The organism is Helicobacter sp. 11S02596-1 (assembly GCF_002272825.1).
Classification (GTDB): Bacteria; Campylobacterota; Campylobacteria; order Campylobacterales; family Helicobacteraceae; genus Helicobacter_J.
The window spans coordinates 1-15,376 of the sequence record NZ_MLAM01000008.1; the positions used below are offsets into that span (position 1 = coordinate 1).

13 protein-coding genes and 1 tRNA gene are annotated in these 15,376 nt (G+C 41.3%); 3 read left to right on the top strand and 11 right to left on the bottom strand.

Annotated elements, in window-relative coordinates; all coding sequences use genetic code 11:
* Positions 1-1,303 precede the first annotated feature (1,303 nt).
* The 10 genes from BJI48_RS05815 to BJI48_RS05860 form a co-directional block, all read right to left on the bottom strand.
* Positions 1,304-1,525 (bottom strand): hypothetical protein, encoded by a 222-nt coding sequence (locus BJI48_RS05815; RefSeq protein ID WP_095332902.1) that lies wholly within the window; start codon positions 1,523-1,525, stop codon positions 1,304-1,306.
* Between the two features lie 36 nt (positions 1,526-1,561).
* Positions 1,562-1,945, bottom strand: a complete 384-nt coding sequence (gene fliS / locus BJI48_RS05820) for a flagellar export chaperone FliS (protein WP_095332904.1) — start codon at positions 1,943-1,945, stop codon at positions 1,562-1,564.
* An 18-nt stretch (positions 1,946-1,963) separates the two neighbouring features.
* Entirely contained in the window at positions 1,964-4,003 is a 2,040-nt protein-coding gene (gene fliD, locus BJI48_RS05825) for a flagellar filament capping protein FliD (RefSeq protein ID WP_095332906.1), read from the bottom strand.
* Positions 4,004-4,025: 22 nt separating this feature from the next.
* Positions 4,026-4,430 carry a FlaG family protein gene (locus BJI48_RS05830; protein WP_095332908.1) on the bottom strand — a complete coding sequence of 135 codons (405 nt, stop codon included), beginning with the start codon at positions 4,428-4,430 and terminating at the stop codon, positions 4,026-4,028.
* A 70-nt stretch (positions 4,431-4,500) separates the two neighbouring features.
* Entirely contained in the window at positions 4,501-5,760 is a 1,260-nt protein-coding gene (locus BJI48_RS05835; protein WP_257874412.1) for a peptidoglycan DD-metalloendopeptidase family protein, read from the bottom strand.
* 17 nt (positions 5,761-5,777) lie between these two features.
* Entirely contained in the window at positions 5,778-6,587 is an 810-nt protein-coding gene (locus BJI48_RS05840; RefSeq protein ID WP_095332913.1) for a cell division protein FtsX, read from the bottom strand.
* Positions 6,574-7,245 carry an ABC transporter ATP-binding protein gene (locus tag BJI48_RS05845; RefSeq protein WP_095332915.1) on the bottom strand — a complete coding sequence of 224 codons (672 nt, stop codon included), beginning with the start codon at positions 7,243-7,245 and terminating at the stop codon, positions 6,574-6,576. The genes BJI48_RS05840 and BJI48_RS05845 overlap by 14 nt, the downstream gene beginning before the upstream one ends.
* Entirely contained in the window at positions 7,242-8,453 is a 1,212-nt protein-coding gene (gene trmB, locus BJI48_RS05850; protein ID WP_095332917.1) for a tRNA (guanosine(46)-N7)-methyltransferase TrmB, read from the bottom strand. The genes BJI48_RS05845 and trmB overlap by 4 nt, the downstream gene beginning before the upstream one ends.
* Before the next feature lie 3 nt (positions 8,454-8,456).
* Positions 8,457-9,710, bottom strand: a complete 1,254-nt coding sequence (locus BJI48_RS05855; protein WP_095332919.1) for a fibronectin type III domain-containing protein — start codon at positions 9,708-9,710, stop codon at positions 8,457-8,459.
* Positions 9,661-10,638 (bottom strand): RluA family pseudouridine synthase, encoded by a 978-nt coding sequence (locus tag BJI48_RS05860; protein ID WP_095332921.1) that lies wholly within the window; start codon positions 10,636-10,638, stop codon positions 9,661-9,663. The genes BJI48_RS05855 and BJI48_RS05860 overlap by 50 nt, the downstream gene beginning before the upstream one ends.
* A 69-nt stretch (positions 10,639-10,707) precedes the next feature.
* Here BJI48_RS05860 and BJI48_RS05865 point away from each other — a divergent pair, with 69 nt between their 5' ends.
* On the top strand, positions 10,708-11,859 hold the full coding sequence (locus BJI48_RS05865; protein WP_095333111.1) for an FtsW/RodA/SpoVE family cell cycle protein: 1,152 nt from the start codon (positions 10,708-10,710) through the stop codon (positions 11,857-11,859).
* Positions 11,821-11,897, top strand: a tRNA-Ile gene (locus BJI48_RS05870). Before BJI48_RS05865 ends, BJI48_RS05870 begins: the two co-directional genes overlap by 39 nt.
* Before the next feature lie 25 nt (positions 11,898-11,922).
* Here BJI48_RS05870 and fliP read toward each other — a convergent pair.
* Positions 11,923-12,666 carry a flagellar type III secretion system pore protein FliP gene (gene fliP / locus BJI48_RS05875; protein WP_095333113.1) on the bottom strand — a complete coding sequence of 248 codons (744 nt, stop codon included), beginning with the start codon at positions 12,664-12,666 and terminating at the stop codon, positions 11,923-11,925.
* A 1,345-nt stretch (positions 12,667-14,011) separates the two neighbouring features.
* Here fliP and glmU point away from each other — a divergent pair.
* Complete coding sequence (gene glmU, locus BJI48_RS05880) at positions 14,012-15,349, top strand: bifunctional UDP-N-acetylglucosamine diphosphorylase/glucosamine-1-phosphate N-acetyltransferase GlmU (RefSeq protein WP_095332923.1); 1,338 nt, start codon at positions 14,012-14,014, stop codon at positions 15,347-15,349.
* Positions 15,350-15,376: the final 27 nt, after the last annotated feature.

A 15,376-nucleotide genomic window follows, 5' to 3' on the forward strand; every position in this document is an offset into this window, starting at 1 on the left:
CTGCGTAGTGGTCTTCAGGTTTGTTTTTAAACAAACCGAGTGGAAAAGATAAAGGCTTTCGCCTGATGTATTTTGTAATATGCAAGGTTTGATGTTTGGGCTTCGCCCTTTGAAGGGAAGGGGGGCTAGCCGTCTGCTATGCCCTTGCGGGCATATACGCATCGGCGTGTGAGGCTAGTGAAGCCAAGCAGTTGGCTTTTTTAAAGGTTTGGGCGTATGGTTATGCTCCTTAAAAGTCGCATAGGACCATCGCCGTGCGAGCCTAAAAAAGATAAGCAGTTATCTTTTTTAGGCTCTCCTCCTTGCGAAGACCGCCCTTTATGGGTGGGCGGGTCAAAATTCCCCTCAAACTCCCCAACCCCCTGACCCGCCCCCCTAGCAGATAAGGTGAAAAAGCGTAGTGAGCTTTGGTTTGTTGGTGGATAGGATTTAAAAACCTTAGAAAACGGGTTGATAAGGCAAGCGTTAGCTTGACTATAACCCCATCACTTTAGGAACGCAGGGCAGTTTTACTGCCCGAAGTGGTCTTCAGATTCAGTTTTTAAACTGAATCGAGTAAAGCATAATGAAAACCGAGTAAAAAATAATGAGAATATTCTTTTTTTCAACAAAAGGGGTTTAACCCTCCCCTAACCTGCCGTCTGCTATGCCCTTGCGGGCATATACGCATCGGCGTGTGAGGCTACCAGAGCCAAGCAGTTGGCTCTGGCTTTACACCTCTCCCCCAATTAGCCCCAAAAAGAAGCCCTGCTTTTTGGCAGGACATTTAATCGATGGGAGGGGAAGTCGCTTGCTTGTGTCTCCTTGCGAAAATTCGGCGGTTACACTACTGCAACCTTGTTTCCGATTTTTCACAGCACACAAGCAACGATAAAGGCAAGCAGTTCGAGACTTGAAGCCTTAGATGGCTTTTAAATCCTATCCACCAACAAACCAAAGCCCACTACGCTTTTTAATCCTGCATTGCATTGGGGGCGTGACGGGGGTTTTCACCCGCCCACCCATTGTTTAAGGGGCTTAGGGGGGCGGTCTTCGCAATTCTAAGCCCCCCTAGTCCCTTTCTAGCTAGTATGAGAAAAAATAACTAGTCGCACAGCTATGGAAAAGAATCATTATTTTGGATTTGATTTAGTTTGAAAAACTGAATCGAGTTCGCATAATGAAAACCTTAGAAATATATCTCCAATACCCAAAGCAACGCTTTGGGTATGAGATGGTTACTTTAGGAGCGAACACCGATTTAATCGGTGGGAGCGGTCTTCAGGTTGGCTTTGCCAACCGAGTAAAAAATAAATGGAAGCAATTATTCCAAAAATTTTTTTGCCATTTTGATCTGAAGCATTTGTTTTTTGACTTTTTCCTGATCGTTTTCTAGCATTTCGATCGTCTGGGCAATGAGTTCTTGAGCGATGAGCAAGGAATCCATATCCTTGAAAGAATCTTTTGGAAGATGAGTAACGAGTTCGTAAGCCTTTTGGGTATCACCCTCTAAAATAGCGATTTTTAATCGGTCTATCCAGTCCATTCTTGCCATTCCATTTTTGCCAATCTGCTCAGATGTTTATTTTGCCAATTCATCCTGGTGGATTTCTCTCCACGCTTCAAGCAAGCCTTTTGCCACATTGATAACCGTATCGATTTTTTCGCAATTATTTTCAACATTTGCTTGGGTAAGTAATTTGATTTGATGGGTATAAAGCCCGGTCAGATAAACCGCAACTTCACCACCTTTTTCATAATCAAGAATATTAAGCAACTCGGTAAAAATATCCGTTACTCGGTTGATATAGTAGATCTTTTTTTCAATATCTTGGGCTTGGGTATGCCTGCGTGCATAGGAGGCAAACCGCAAAATACCCTCATAAAGCATTTCAATGAGCTTTGCAGGCGATTCTACAGAAACTGAATTCTGCTGGTATAAATGGTAGGCATTGGCACTTCGCATTATCTTTCCTTATTTTCCTTACTTTTTCTTGTTCATAGATTGATCGATCATCATTTGAACGGCATTGAAAGAATTGTTTGCCTTCGCAATCTGCCCATCATAGGCAGCAAATCTATTTGCCATAATGTCGTATCTGGTTTTGAGGAGATCCATCGCACTTTCTTTATCTTTTTTGAGATTTTTGGCATCTTTATCCAATGAATCCCCATAAATCTTGAGCTTTGCATTACTACCATCGACCAAACCAGATAAAACTTGATTCATTTTTGTAAAAATACCATCTTGATGGACTTCTTTTCCCTCAAAATTCTTTTTATCTGCCCCATAAAAAAAATCCTGCGTTTTTTTAGGGTCTGCATTTAGCGCACTGCTAAGCTTGGCTTCATCCAAGCTCATCTTGCTTTTGTCATCGATACTCAAACCATATTGCATCAAACTCTGCATATCGCCTTGCGAAAACACCGTATAAGAAAAAACATTATTGATAGTAGAACGAATCGTGCGGATATCGCTCACGCCATTAAAAATACCTGCGACCTTTGTATCAGGATCATAACGGGTAACTTCATCGAGCTTTGGAATCAACTCATTATAAGCTTTGACAAATTCTTTGATATTATCCATAATCACTTGATTATCCCTGCCAATACTAATAATAGCGGGCTTTCCGGGTTCTGTGGTCTCTTGCAATGTCAAAGAAACCCCGCTAATGACGTCATTGATTTCATTGCTAGGGCGTGAGATGGTAACCCCGTTATAGACAAATCTTGCATCTGAGGCGGTTTGAAGATTTTTGAATTTAAAGATCTCGCTTTGCACTTTTGAATAATCCTGTATCACGCCCTCTTTTAGCCCTAATTCCTTGATGGCTTGTTTGCCGGCATTGTCGTTGGCAGTGATTTTGATCTCCCCAACTTCTGAATTCAAAATCAGCTTGCCATTCCCATCAGTCTTGGCGTGCATCCCTGCAATATTTTCAATAGCTTGGGCGATAATTTTTGCATTTTCTTCGCTAGTATTATTTGCTTTAGTCATTTTGGCAAGATCCAAAGGCACACTCCCAACACTAAACACGCCATCTAAATGACCGGGCTTCACAGCAATATTGGACTCAAATAAATCTTCTTTTGGTGAATGGCTTTGCTCAAAACCGAGTTGGGAAAGCTTTTTGCCACCCAGCTCGATTTCATAGCCTCTCCGATCGTTGACAACCAAAGACTTTCCATCATCAGAAAGCCCGATATTAATATCCCCATCAAGCAAATCTTTGGTATCAGGATTTGCCTTGATAGCCTCTTTGATGGCCTCTTCTAAAGCCTGTGCCTTGTCTTGTGCGGACATTTTTTCTTTGCTACCAAAAAGAACATCAATGTTTTGAGTGTTGCCGTTTTTGTCCCTAATAGTCAGGGTAAAATCCCCTTGTTGCAAGTCGATAGGGGTTTCAGGGATAGGATTGGAAGTAAGCGTTGAACCAAAATAAATCCTACTAGCTTCGCCGGTATTTTTGGAATTTATCATCAATTGATAGGGCTTTGCCCCACCCGTTTTCATCACAATGCCCGAAACCTCGCCTTTAGTCGTATCTGTAATCGCTTGGGCAACATCGCCCAGGCTCATCCCAGCTTTGATGTCAATCGTATAATTTTTCCCATTGGTAAAAAACTTTAGCTTAATATCGTGCTCGCTAAAGACATCATCTCGGGATGAAAATTTTGTCCCCACCTCATTAATATCGCCTTGTGCCAAACTTTCCACATCGATTTTGATATCTTGTATCGGCACACCCGCACCAACACTTGCCTTGATGGCATTCCCGCTCACATTGCTTGTCCTAGCTATATAGGAAGAATAATCCGAAAGAGTTTTGACTGGGGATTTTAAAGCACTGATGAGAGTTTGAACCTCAATAAGCTCTTTTTGTTTCTCAACATTCAATTCCATTTTTTTGTCAATGGGCTTGATCATTGCCTTTTCATCGGCATTCTTGAGCTTATCAATGACGTCATAATTTAGAACGTTGCTCCCAATACCAAGGGAGCTTAATTTGCCCATTGCCACCAGCTACTCCTTAAGAAACGTATCAGCCTTTTTTATCAAAAATCAACCCAACGATATCGTGCATTTTTTTCATCAACTCAATCGCTTCTTTTGAAGGAATCTCACGGATTACTTTATCGCCATTGACTTCTTTGACCGTAACAACCAAGCCTTGAATATCGTCGTTGTAGTTAAAATTAATATCGGTGTTGATCCGTTTCATTTCTTTATTCAACTCACCACTAAGCAATATTAGTTCCTGTTTGAGTTCATCTTTTTGCCTATCATTGTGATACGCCTCAATATCTTGATTTTGTCTCTGCGTAGAAACTCGGGGTTCATCGAATGTTTTTTCAGCTGTTTTTGATGGTCTCCCAGCGTTACTGACAAGACTGACAAGTTTATTTTGCAATGATGAAAATGAACTTCCTTGTATATTGTCCATCATTATTCTCTCCTTGATCTCTTATTTACTCAATTAATATACCTATTTAATATCGACAATTGAAAAAAAATTTTTATTTACTTTGAGAAATGATTTCAAGTGGATCGATATGTTTATCTTTTTGCGTTACTTCAAAGCCCAATCTTTGATCTACCCTGCCAATAACATAGCCTTTTTGAATCCGCAAACCCGGCTTGATTGTTGGGGCAATCTTATCAAGCTGGGAATAAATCGTGTGCATTTCATTGCTATGCTCAATAATAATGACTTTTTTTAATATCGGCACTTCTTTGGCATAAACAACCCGCCCATCAAAAATATTTCGCACCACCGCATTAGGCACTTTAGAAACCAACGTTACCGATTCGTTGAAGACTTTGAGTTTATAAACAGGGTCAAAATAAGGGCCAAACTTTTGTTCGACTCGGTAGCTAGCAAGCGGGGAGATTGTCTTTGGTCCTGTGTATTTGGTGGTTGAAATACTCCGATAAGAGCTAGCCACCTGCCTCACATCCAAAGGCGCTTGCAACTCGTTTGTGGCTACAGACTGCGGTTTGGGGGCAAGCTTTTGCTTGGCTTGTTCTTCTTTGAGTTTTTTTGTCAATAGCTCTTTTTCTTTGGTTTGCTTCAAAATATTGAGATTGCCAAGGATTTTATCAAGACTTTTTCTCTCGCTATCAATATCTTTGAGTTTTTTGTTATAAGCCTGCAGTTCTGATTGCAGATTCCCGACCAATTTTTTTTGTTCTGTAATCATACTTTGGAGTTTTTGCTTCTTATCTTTTTGGACATTGATAACACTACTGATTTGATTGATATTATTGCTTAGCTGGGATATTTGGGCATTGATGGTATTTTGCTCTTTACTCAATGCTTCAATTCTGTTTTTAGAATCTTTATTGAGGCTTTTGAAAATCTCTTGCAAAATAATATCATCGGGTGAAATAGGGCTTTTGTGATTTAAAACCATAATAAACGCCATATCTTTAATCAAAATATTGGCAATATTATCTTGAATATCAAGCTTTTTTTTCTCAAGCTTGTTTAATGAATTTTTATATTCCTTGAGGGCTTTTTCTTGTTCAAAATTTTGCGACTGGTTTTTGTTGATGTTGTTTTGAATCTGTTCGATCTGTTTATCAAGCTCTTTGATCTGTTCGTGTTTTTGGTTGATTTTAACCCCGAGCGTGCTTAATAAATTGCTAATTTCGTTTTTTTCTTTTTCTTTTTTTTGGAGTTTGGATTTGTTTGTGTTGATATTTTTATCAATATCTTCTATCGCATTACCAGACAGCAAAACAACTCCCAAAAAAACCAAAAAAATCTTATGCAAACTCGCCTTTCTCACCCTTATGATCTCCTCTGGCAAGCGATAACCACCAGCACCGAAAATACTGAAATCACAATCGAAAATGCAAGCAACATCAAGAAATCTGAACCAAATTTAAAAATACTTTCTTGGATCTCAAGGGCGTCAATCATCTCTTTGACATCTTCTCGCAACGATAGATAAAACATCCCCGCGACAATACCAATACTTGTGATGATCGAATCTATGATGGCAAGTTTGAATAAAACACCATTTTTGATCCAGCCCGGCGCTCCCAAAAAACTCATAATCTCCATCCGCTTGCTATGTTCAAACCGCCAAATCTGGATCTGTCTGATCATTAGCAATATCGAAAGCACTCCAATCAAAGAAGCAAAAATCCACACATTGATTTTTATCAAAAATAATAGGCGATAAACCTGATTATGTGTCTTGCTAAACGACTCGACTTTCTGGATTCCAGGGACTTTCAAAAGCATTTGCGTGATAGCTTCTAGGCGTTTTTGATCAGGAAAACTAGAAAGTTTGAGTGAATAAAAAAACGGCAAATCTTTTTTGACATTATTAAGATTGGCTTCGGTCATATTTTGTTTCAAGCGTTCGAGCAAAAAATCGGGGTTGATAGGGATAAGATTATTGGCTTCTTTGATATTTTTGGTGATAAAATCAAGGTTTAATTTTTGCTGGCTAGCTAATAAAATCGAATAACTTTGAGAAAGTTTGTCTTCCTTGATGGATATGGCACGATTGACCAAAACAATACTCTCAAGGCTAAAAAGCAACGCCAACAAAGGAATAATCAATGAAAAATGCCTTTTAAGAGTATTCATACACTTCTCCATCTTTGATGTTTAATTTTCGATAAGGGATATTGAGGCGGTCAGGGATTCTGTGCGTTACGACAACAACGGTGACATCAAGTTGCTCATTGGCACTTTTTAGCAAACTCCAAATCATATCGCTCGAGTAATCATCGAGATTGCCCGTAGGTTCATCAGCAAGTATCAACAAAGGTCGGTGGGCAATCGCTCGTGCCATCGCCACTCGTTGCTGTTCGCCACCGCTAAGCTCGAGGGGATAGCGATTGGATTTATAAAGCAAATCAACGTGGGAGAGGAGTTTTTCAACTTGAGAATTGCAAACCTCTTTTTTATAGCCATTGATAATCATTGGTAAGCAAATGTTTTTTTCCACGCTCCATTCTTCGATGAGTTTATAATCTTGAAAAACAATCCCAATATTTCGCCGAAGCTCGTTGATAAGCCTTTTGCCCGCTCGTTCGATATTGATATTGCATACCTCAAGATTCCCCCCAAAGATCGAAAGATTGCCATAAAGCGAGCGCAATAAGGTGCTTTTCCCGCTCCCACTCGCCCCAGAGATAAACACAAAATCCTTGCGTTCGATAGTAAAATTTGCATTTTTTATGACCAATTCACCTTTTTTGTAGCCCAAACATAAATCTTTTGCGCGAATAATATTACTCATCTTTCCTCCGCTAATAAGGTCAATAATTCTTGATGTGCCTTGATATTTGCTGGTGTCGCCAAAGGAATATCGCCAACATAACTAGCCGTTTGATTTTCCTTATCAAATACAATCATTTTATTGATCGCCCAATTAAAATCGCCAAAACTTACTGAAAAAATCACCAAAGCATCGCACACAAATACATCACAAATATGTAAAAAATAATCCTCTCTTACGATCTTTGGGATGTTTTTGAACGCCTCGGGATGCTTGAATATGACAAAATCTATCTTGAAATCATACTCTATTTTTTTGGCTTCATCTTCATTTAAAGAAAAAATTCTCAAATCAAAAATATCTTTATGCTGGCGTTGCCACCTGGCTTCATATTTGCTCACAACCTCACCAGAGAGGTTTTTGGCAATTTCTAACTTGGCATTTTTCATCTCCATTACGATATGGAAGCTATCTTTGAAATACACCGCGTCATCTGTGCGCAATTCAATGGCTTTATTTTGCTTGAGCACCCGCAACGCTTCAGACAACAACCTCGCGCTAATCACCCGACGATGGGGCTTTTTGTTCCACGGAACTGGGAAATGCACATAAATTGCTTCGCATTGATTAGAGGGGAGAATCTCAAGCAATACCCGTGCATCCACGCATGCAATCACGATGTTTTCAATCCCGAGCAATTCAATCTGTCTTAAGACCTGCTCGATCGATGGGGTGTGGATTTCTACCCCGATGAATGTTTTGTCGGGATTTTTCTGCGCCATCCTTAGCAAATGCCTGCCTGATCCAAAGCCGATTTCAATACAAAAACCCTCCAGTTTGCGTGCGGGAATTTCAGAGGGTTTTAGCAAAAATCTACTCCGAACTACTTGACGCATTGAGTCATTATTGAGATTATGAGAAAGCAGGTGGGTTTTTTTAGCCAACACCCGCAAAGCCCCTTTGAGAATGCCGATGGGATGGGGTTTGGTATTTTTCTCCCCCTTAAATAAAATCTCGTTTTCACGCTGGATTTTTCTGATAAAAAATAACATATCCCCATAACGCACCCCAATCAAGCTTTCTTTGGGATTTTTGAGGCTTTTTGCTTCAAACAAAAAGTCATACCCATCTGCCTCAAATGGGAAAGCCTGCCAAGAAAGATTTGGATCGAAAAGATTTTGATCAGGAGGGTTTTGATCAGAAAAGTTTTGGGCGAAAAAATGGGGCATTAGTTACCTATTGATAAGAAGTTCGACTTCTTTGCTAGGGGCAGATTCAAGCCCATTGGCATCGACACTCACCACACGATAGCGGTATTTTTTGCCATTAGTCATTTCTTTATCGACAAATTGTGTTTTGGTAATATCGCCAAAACGCAAGGGTCTGGAAGAAAAACTCCCCTCATAGCGATAAACAGCATAACTTTTGACACGATCATCATTGATGGGTTGCCACTCAATGATAGCTTGAGCATTTTCGATCACGCCCTTGATGATAACAGGCGTAGGCGGGGGTGGCAACGAAGCGCCTTTCACCGCACCCAAAGGCAAATCCCCCTCAATCCCAGCACTATCAACAGGGACAACCTTATAAAACCGCGCCACACCATCAGATTCGATTTTATCGGTATAAGCGGGATTTTTTGTTTCACCGATAAGATTAAAATGACTTTTTAAAGAATCTGATCGATAAATGCGGTATTTCACCACATCATTTTGAGGGGATTTGTCCCATTGGAGCTGGATTTTTTTAGCCAAATCATTGCTGGCTTTTAGCCCTGTAATAGCGGGGGGCTGGGCTTTTGTCCTGCCTACAGCTATGGCGCTAGGCAATGATTTTGCCCCCTCAAAACTCTCAGCAATCACGCGGTATTTGTAGTCTTTGCCATCTTCTAAGTTTTTATCAAAATATTCGACATAAAGCCTATTTTTTACCACGCCAATATTGAGGAAAACACCTTTGGAATCCTGCCTTTGAATGATATATCTTGAAATGCTCGGATTGGGGTGCGGGCTCCAAATGATTTTGACTTCTTTGGCATATTCATCACTAGCAAACACGCTTTCAATCGGATCGATAAAAGATGTTTTGATATGCACAATCGGTGAGCGGGGCGAGACCAAGCCATTTTTGCCCAACGTAGAAACCTGATAAGAATACGAAGTCTGGGGAAGCAATCCATTGTCATAATAATGCGTTGCCAAAGGATTTTTGATAGTCGCTACCCTTTTGGCACTCCCATCTTTTTCAACCCGATAAAGCACAAACCCATTGATGGAAGCGGTATCATCGATTTTTTCCCATTCAAACCCAACGGATTTGACATCATTGATAGTTTTGACGTCCTTGACTACGGGCAATGTAATATCAATTTTGTCATCCCTGCCAAAAAGAGAGAGCATATTATTTTGCACGGAAGCACAGCCTGCTAGCAAACTAAAAAGCATCAAAAGCGCTAAGGATATGAGCCTCTCGGATCGCTTCATTCAAACCTGCCTCATCAAAATTTTTGTTCAAAAATTCTAACATATCATCAAAAACAGGAACTTTAAAAAACATTTTTTTACCCGTTACAGGATGAGAGAAATAAATCAAATAAGCGTGCAACAACACCCGCACATTCCAATCATCCCCACGCCCATAAAGCTTATCGCCTACAATATGCCTAGAAATGCTTTCTAAATGCACCCGTATTTGATGGGTTCTCCCCGTATAGAGCTTCGCAGCAATGAGACCCAAACCGCTTTTATCGCTTGCTAATAACGGCACAAATTGGCTTTTAGAATACCTTGAGGCAGGCATTTTCTGCCTAAATCCATCGAGATTTGCCATCTTCAAACGATTTTTAGGGTGTCTCCCCATCTGGCATTCAATCGTGATGGGTTTGTTTATCCCCTCTGTCAAAACCGCCAGATAATACCTCCCCATTTCCCTATTTTTGAGCTGTTCAGAAAGCTGGGCGTGGGCAAGATTATTTTTAGCGACCAATATCGCCCCGCTGGTTTCTTTATCTAACCGATGCACAATCCCATAACGCTCCTCGCCACTGCAGTTTGAAAGCGAAAATCCCTTGAATTTTAGCCAATCAACCAATGTCGCCCCTTTGACGCTAGGAGCAGGATGGACGACTAGTCCGGGGGGTTTATTGAGTAGCAAAATATCATCATCTTCATAAATGATTGGGACATCCCAGGGGATTTCTTTGGGTGGTGTAGGCACGTTATCTGGCTCTATGATATGCAATCTATCGCCGATTTTAAGCCGTTGCCCGCCTTTTTTGCAAACCACATCATTCAAAAAAACGAGCGATTTTTTGATAAGCTGTCCGGCTTGACTTTTAGAAATCCCAAGCTCCCCAGACAAAAATGTATCCAAACGCTCGTAAGTCGCCTCAATATGGAGGACTTTTTTCATTGCTATATCCATTTAAATTTGATAGAATGCCAAAATATTCACCAAAATACCTACCAAAGGCAAAGCCCGATGATGATTGACAGGCGGATTTTAACACATTTTGATTTCTTGCTACTTTTTCTTATCCTGCCTATCATTGCGATGTCATTTTTTCTCATCAATGAAGCCAGCGAGTCGCTCAGTATCAAGCAAGGGATTTACATCACGGCGGGATTTTTTTTATTCTGGATTATCTTTTTTATCCCATTCCGCTCTCTGAGTAAAAGTATCAGTATTTTTTATTGGTTTTGTATATTGTTACTTTTGTTTGTCGATGTATATGGAACGATGAAGCTAGGGGCACAACGCTGGATTGTTATCCCGGGCATTGGGGCTTCATTGCAACCAAGCGAACCAGTTAAAGTAGCGATTTTGTTGATGTTGGCCAATATCATTGCGCATAACCCGCCACCAAGAAATGGCTATGGCTGGAAAGATTTTCTTAAAATCAGCTTTTATATCATTCTGCCCTTTTTACTCATCCTCAAACAACCCGATCTTGGAACCGCCTTGGTTGTTTTGATTATGGGCTTTGGTATCTTGTTTTTGATCGGTGTGAATTATAAAATTTGGCTCTCCATTTTTTTGGTTGTCTCCATCGCCTCCCCATTGATTTATCATTCCTTGCACGACTACCAACGCAAGCGAATCCACGATTTTATCGCCGAAAAGCCAAGTTATCACGTCAGGCAGTCTGTCATCACGATTGGTTCGGGCGGGTTGCTTGGCAAATCCAAAGAAAATTCCACACAAACCCAGCTCAAATTCCTACCCATCGCCACAAGCGATTTTATATTCGCCTATTATGTCGAACGATTTGGCTTTGTGGGGGCATTTATTTTGCTAGCCATTTATGTGGGCTTGATTTTACATATCTTGTCGTTTTGCTTCATTGATTCACGGGATTATCGACTGCGGGTGATGGCTAGCGGGGTGGCACTACTGATTTTTGTTTATATGGGCGTAAATGTGGCGATGACTATCGGTCTCGCACCCGTTGTCGGCGTGCCTCTGCCGATGTTTAGCTACGGGGGAAGTAGCTTTATTACATTCATTGTGCTACTCGGCATACTCGAAAATCTCCTTGCCTTTAGGTTTAATTTTGAGTATAATTCCAGCCCTTTTAGGAATATGAATAAAAAAGGACCCTTAGCTCAGTTGGTTAGAGCGCTCGGCTCATAACCGATCGGTCGCAGGTTCGAGTCCTGCAGGGTCCACCACCTCCCCGCTAGTTTTTTAACGCCATTATTTAAAACTCGCCACCAGATTCCCCACCAGTAGATTAAACCCATCAACCAGCACAAAAATCAATATCTTAAATGGCAAAGAAATCATCACCGGGGGCAACATCATCATCCCCATTGCCATCAAAATCGAACTCACCACCATATCAATCACCAAAAAAGGCAGGTAAAGCAAAAAACCTATCTGAAAAGCAGTCTTGAGCTCGCTAATCATAAATGCAGGCACCAGCACACTCAACGGCACATCCTCGATATTCTGCGGGTTGGGAAGATTGCGGATTCTAAAAAAAAGTGCGAGATCCTTTTCGCGCGTATTTTTCATCATAAAATCCTTAAAAGGTCCAACTGCCCTCTCAAACGCAACATCATAAGAAATTTTATTATCCATATAAGGCTTGATACCGGCGTTATAACCCTCTTTTGCAACAGGTTCCATAATAAAAAATGTCAGCACCAACGCCAAAGAAACAAGAATCTGGGTTGGGGGGGATTGCTGTGTTCCCAACGCTGTTCGCAAAAATGAAAAAACAATGATGAGCCTCGTGAAACTCGTCATCACAAGCACCAAAGATGGAGCAAGCACAAGGAAAGTCAAAATAACGACAATATTGAGCGTGGTAACAAGTTGTTTGGGGCTTGAGGGAGCTGAAAGGGAAAGATTCACCGTGGGTATGGTGGTTTCAGCCCCATAGCCAATACCGCCAAAAACAAACATTGCCAACATTATAAATATCAATCTCAAAATATTTTCCTTAAATAACATTATTTTTTACTCGGTTTGTTAAAACAAACCTGAAGATCACTTCGGGCGAATAAATCGCCCTACATTCCTAAAGTAAGGGCGTCTGCTATGCTCCTTAAGGTCGCATAAACACATCGCCGTGCGAGGCTAGCAAAGCCAAGCAGTTATCTTTTTTTAACGCCTCTCCTCTCACACCCAAGCAAGCTTGTGCGTTCGAGATAAATTTCTAAGGTTTTTATTATGCTCACTCAATTCAGTTTTGCAAACTGAATCTGAAGATCACTTCGGGCGAATGAATCGCCCTACATTCCTAAAGCTACCATCTCACACCCAAGCAAGCTTGTGCGTTCGAGATAAATTTCTAAGGTTTTTATTATGCTCACTCAATTCAGTTTTGCAAACTGAATCTGAAGATCACTTCGGGCGAATGAATCGCCCTACATTCCTAAAGGATTGGGTTATTCCGTGCTTTGCACGTCATCAACTCAGTTTCATAGGTTTGTGTCCTACCTACTCGCAAACCAAAACCAACTACGCCCTGTCATATCGCCTGCTAAGGGGGCGTGACGGGGGTTTTCACCCACCCATTGTTTTAAAGGGGACTTTTTGACCCGCCCACCCATAAAGGGCGGTCTTCACAAGGAGAGGCGTAAAGGCAAAGCCAACTGCTTGGCTTTGCTAGCCTCGCACGCCGATGCGTATATGCTCCGATAGGAGCATAGCAGACGGCTAGCCCCCCCTGGTCCCTTTCTAGCGAGTATGAGAAAAAATAACTAGTCGCACGGCTATGGAAAAAACATTTTTTCTATTCGATTCAGTTTTTGAAAAACTGAATCTGAAGACCACTACCACGAGCAAAGCCCGTGTTCGCTCCTAAAGTTATTGGGTTATATCCTGCTAACGCAGGAATATCAACCCGTTTTCTAAGGTTTTCATTATGCCTACTCGGTTTGTCTGAAACAAACCTGAAGATCACTGCGGGCAGTCCAACTGCCCTGCGTTCCTAAAGGATAGGGTTATAACGGCGTGCGTTGCACTTCGTTATCAACCCGTTTTCTAAGGTTTTCATTCACAAACCAAATCTCAAGCCTAGCTTGCTACGCTCCGCCATCCCATCACCTAAGGTAGGCGGGGCTGGGATTTTACCGCCTACCCAATGTTGTCAAAGAACAAAGCTTAGAAACCAAACACCCACAAATCCAACAAGAGACTATAATACTTAATCAATTTGCGTTGGAAATGCGTTTTAGCAGTCTCTTAAAACCTAATTTCAAGCAGTAGTATAGACATAATTGTGTTAAAATTTTATAAATCCTTGAATATAAAACAAAATAAATAAAGGAAAAAAATGCCTGTTTCTATTATTATTTTGGCAGCGGGGGCGGGGAGCAGGATGCGATCTTCTCTCCCGAAAGTCCTCCATAAAATATGCGGTCAAGCAATGCTTTCTTATTCGGTAACTGAAGCGCTAAAAATCAGCGATGATATCCATATTGTTTTGTTTTTTCACCATCAAAAAATCCGCGAATATATCCAAAATATCCACCAAAATGACCTCAATAAAATCACGTTCCATCTCCAAAATCATTCCAAATACCCCGGCACAGGCGGGGCTTTAATGCAAGGTGATGACCAAAAGTGCCTCCCTGTCAAGCACGATAACATCCTCATCCTCAACGGCGATATGCCCCTTATCACCAAAGAATCTCTTGAGGGTTTTTTAACAGCGAGGTCCTCGATTGCCCTCGGGGTGTTTGAGCTTACAAACCCCCACGGCTATGGGCGTGTCATCATCAAAGATGATAAAGTCTCTCAAATCATTGAAGAAAAAGACGCCTCACCTGCCATCAAGGCGCTAAAAACGATCAATGCAGGCGTGTATGTCTTTGAGAAAAAATTTTTGCAGACCTATCTGCCAAAACTCAAAGATACCAACGCCCAAAAAGAATACTACCTCACGGACTTGATCGACCTAGCGACCAAAAATCATATTGATGTGCCCCCGATTTTTGTCAATCCCAAGCATTTTATGGGCGTAAATTCAAAACTCGAACTCTCAAAAGCGCAAGATGTAATGCTAGAGCGCCTCAGAGACCAAGCGATGGAACAAGGTGTGATAATGCACGCCCCCCAAACCATCTATCTGGAAACTGGCGTTAGCTTTGCAGGCGAGTGTGAGATTGAACCCGGAGTTTGCCTATACGGGCAGACAAAAATCATCAATTCACATATCAAAGCCCACAGCGTGATCGAAGATAGCACGATTGAAGACTCACACATCGGACCGATGGCACACATCAGACCAAAGTGCAATATCTCTCAAAGCCATATCGGGAATTTCGTAGAGCTCAAAGCCAGCAAGCTTAGTGGCGTGAAAGCGGGGCATTTGAGTTATCTGGGCGATTGTGAGATCGGAGCGGGGAGCAATGTTGGCGCAGGCGTGATTACGTGCAATTATGATGGCAAGGCTAAGCACAAAACCATCATCGGCAAAAATGTCTTCATCGGTAGCGATTCCCAGCTAGTCGCCCCACTCAAGATAGCTTCCAATGTCCTCATTGGTAGCGGAACGACAATGACAAAAGACGCCAAAGAAGGGGATTTGGTGATTTCACGTGTGCGACAAGAAAACAAAAGCTGGGGATTTTATAAATTCTTTACCCCCGATCAAGCAGATAAAAAATAAAAACAAAAACCATCCGTATATATAACT

What these genes read in the sequence shown, in the direction of transcription:
- BJI48_RS05815 (WP_095332902.1), bottom strand. Translation starts at nt 1,525, where the DNA reads ATGGACTGGATAGACCGATTAAAAATCGCTATTTTAGAGGGTGATACC.
- fliS (WP_095332904.1), bottom strand. Translation starts at nt 1,945, where the DNA reads ATGCGAAGTGCCAATGCCTACCATTTATACCAGCAGAATTCAGTTTCT.
- BJI48_RS05830 (WP_095332908.1), bottom strand. Translation starts at nt 4,430, where the DNA reads ATGATGGACAATATACAAGGAAGTTCATTTTCATCATTGCAAAATAAA.
- BJI48_RS05840 (WP_095332913.1), bottom strand. Translation starts at nt 6,587, where the DNA reads ATGAATACTCTTAAAAGGCATTTTTCATTGATTATTCCTTTGTTGGCG.
- BJI48_RS05845 (WP_095332915.1), bottom strand. Translation starts at nt 7,245, where the DNA reads ATGAGTAATATTATTCGCGCAAAAGATTTATGTTTGGGCTACAAAAAA.
- trmB (WP_095332917.1), bottom strand. Translation starts at nt 8,453, where the DNA reads ATGCCCCATTTTTTCGCCCAAAACTTTTCTGATCAAAACCCTCCTGAT.
- BJI48_RS05855 (WP_095332919.1), bottom strand. Translation starts at nt 9,710, where the DNA reads ATGAAGCGATCCGAGAGGCTCATATCCTTAGCGCTTTTGATGCTTTTT.
- BJI48_RS05860 (WP_095332921.1), bottom strand. Translation starts at nt 10,638, where the DNA reads ATGAAAAAAGTCCTCCATATTGAGGCGACTTACGAGCGTTTGGATACA.
- BJI48_RS05865 (WP_095333111.1), top strand. Translation starts at nt 10,708, where the DNA reads ATGATGATTGACAGGCGGATTTTAACACATTTTGATTTCTTGCTACTT.
- glmU (WP_095332923.1), top strand. Translation starts at nt 14,012, where the DNA reads ATGCCTGTTTCTATTATTATTTTGGCAGCGGGGGCGGGGAGCAGGATG.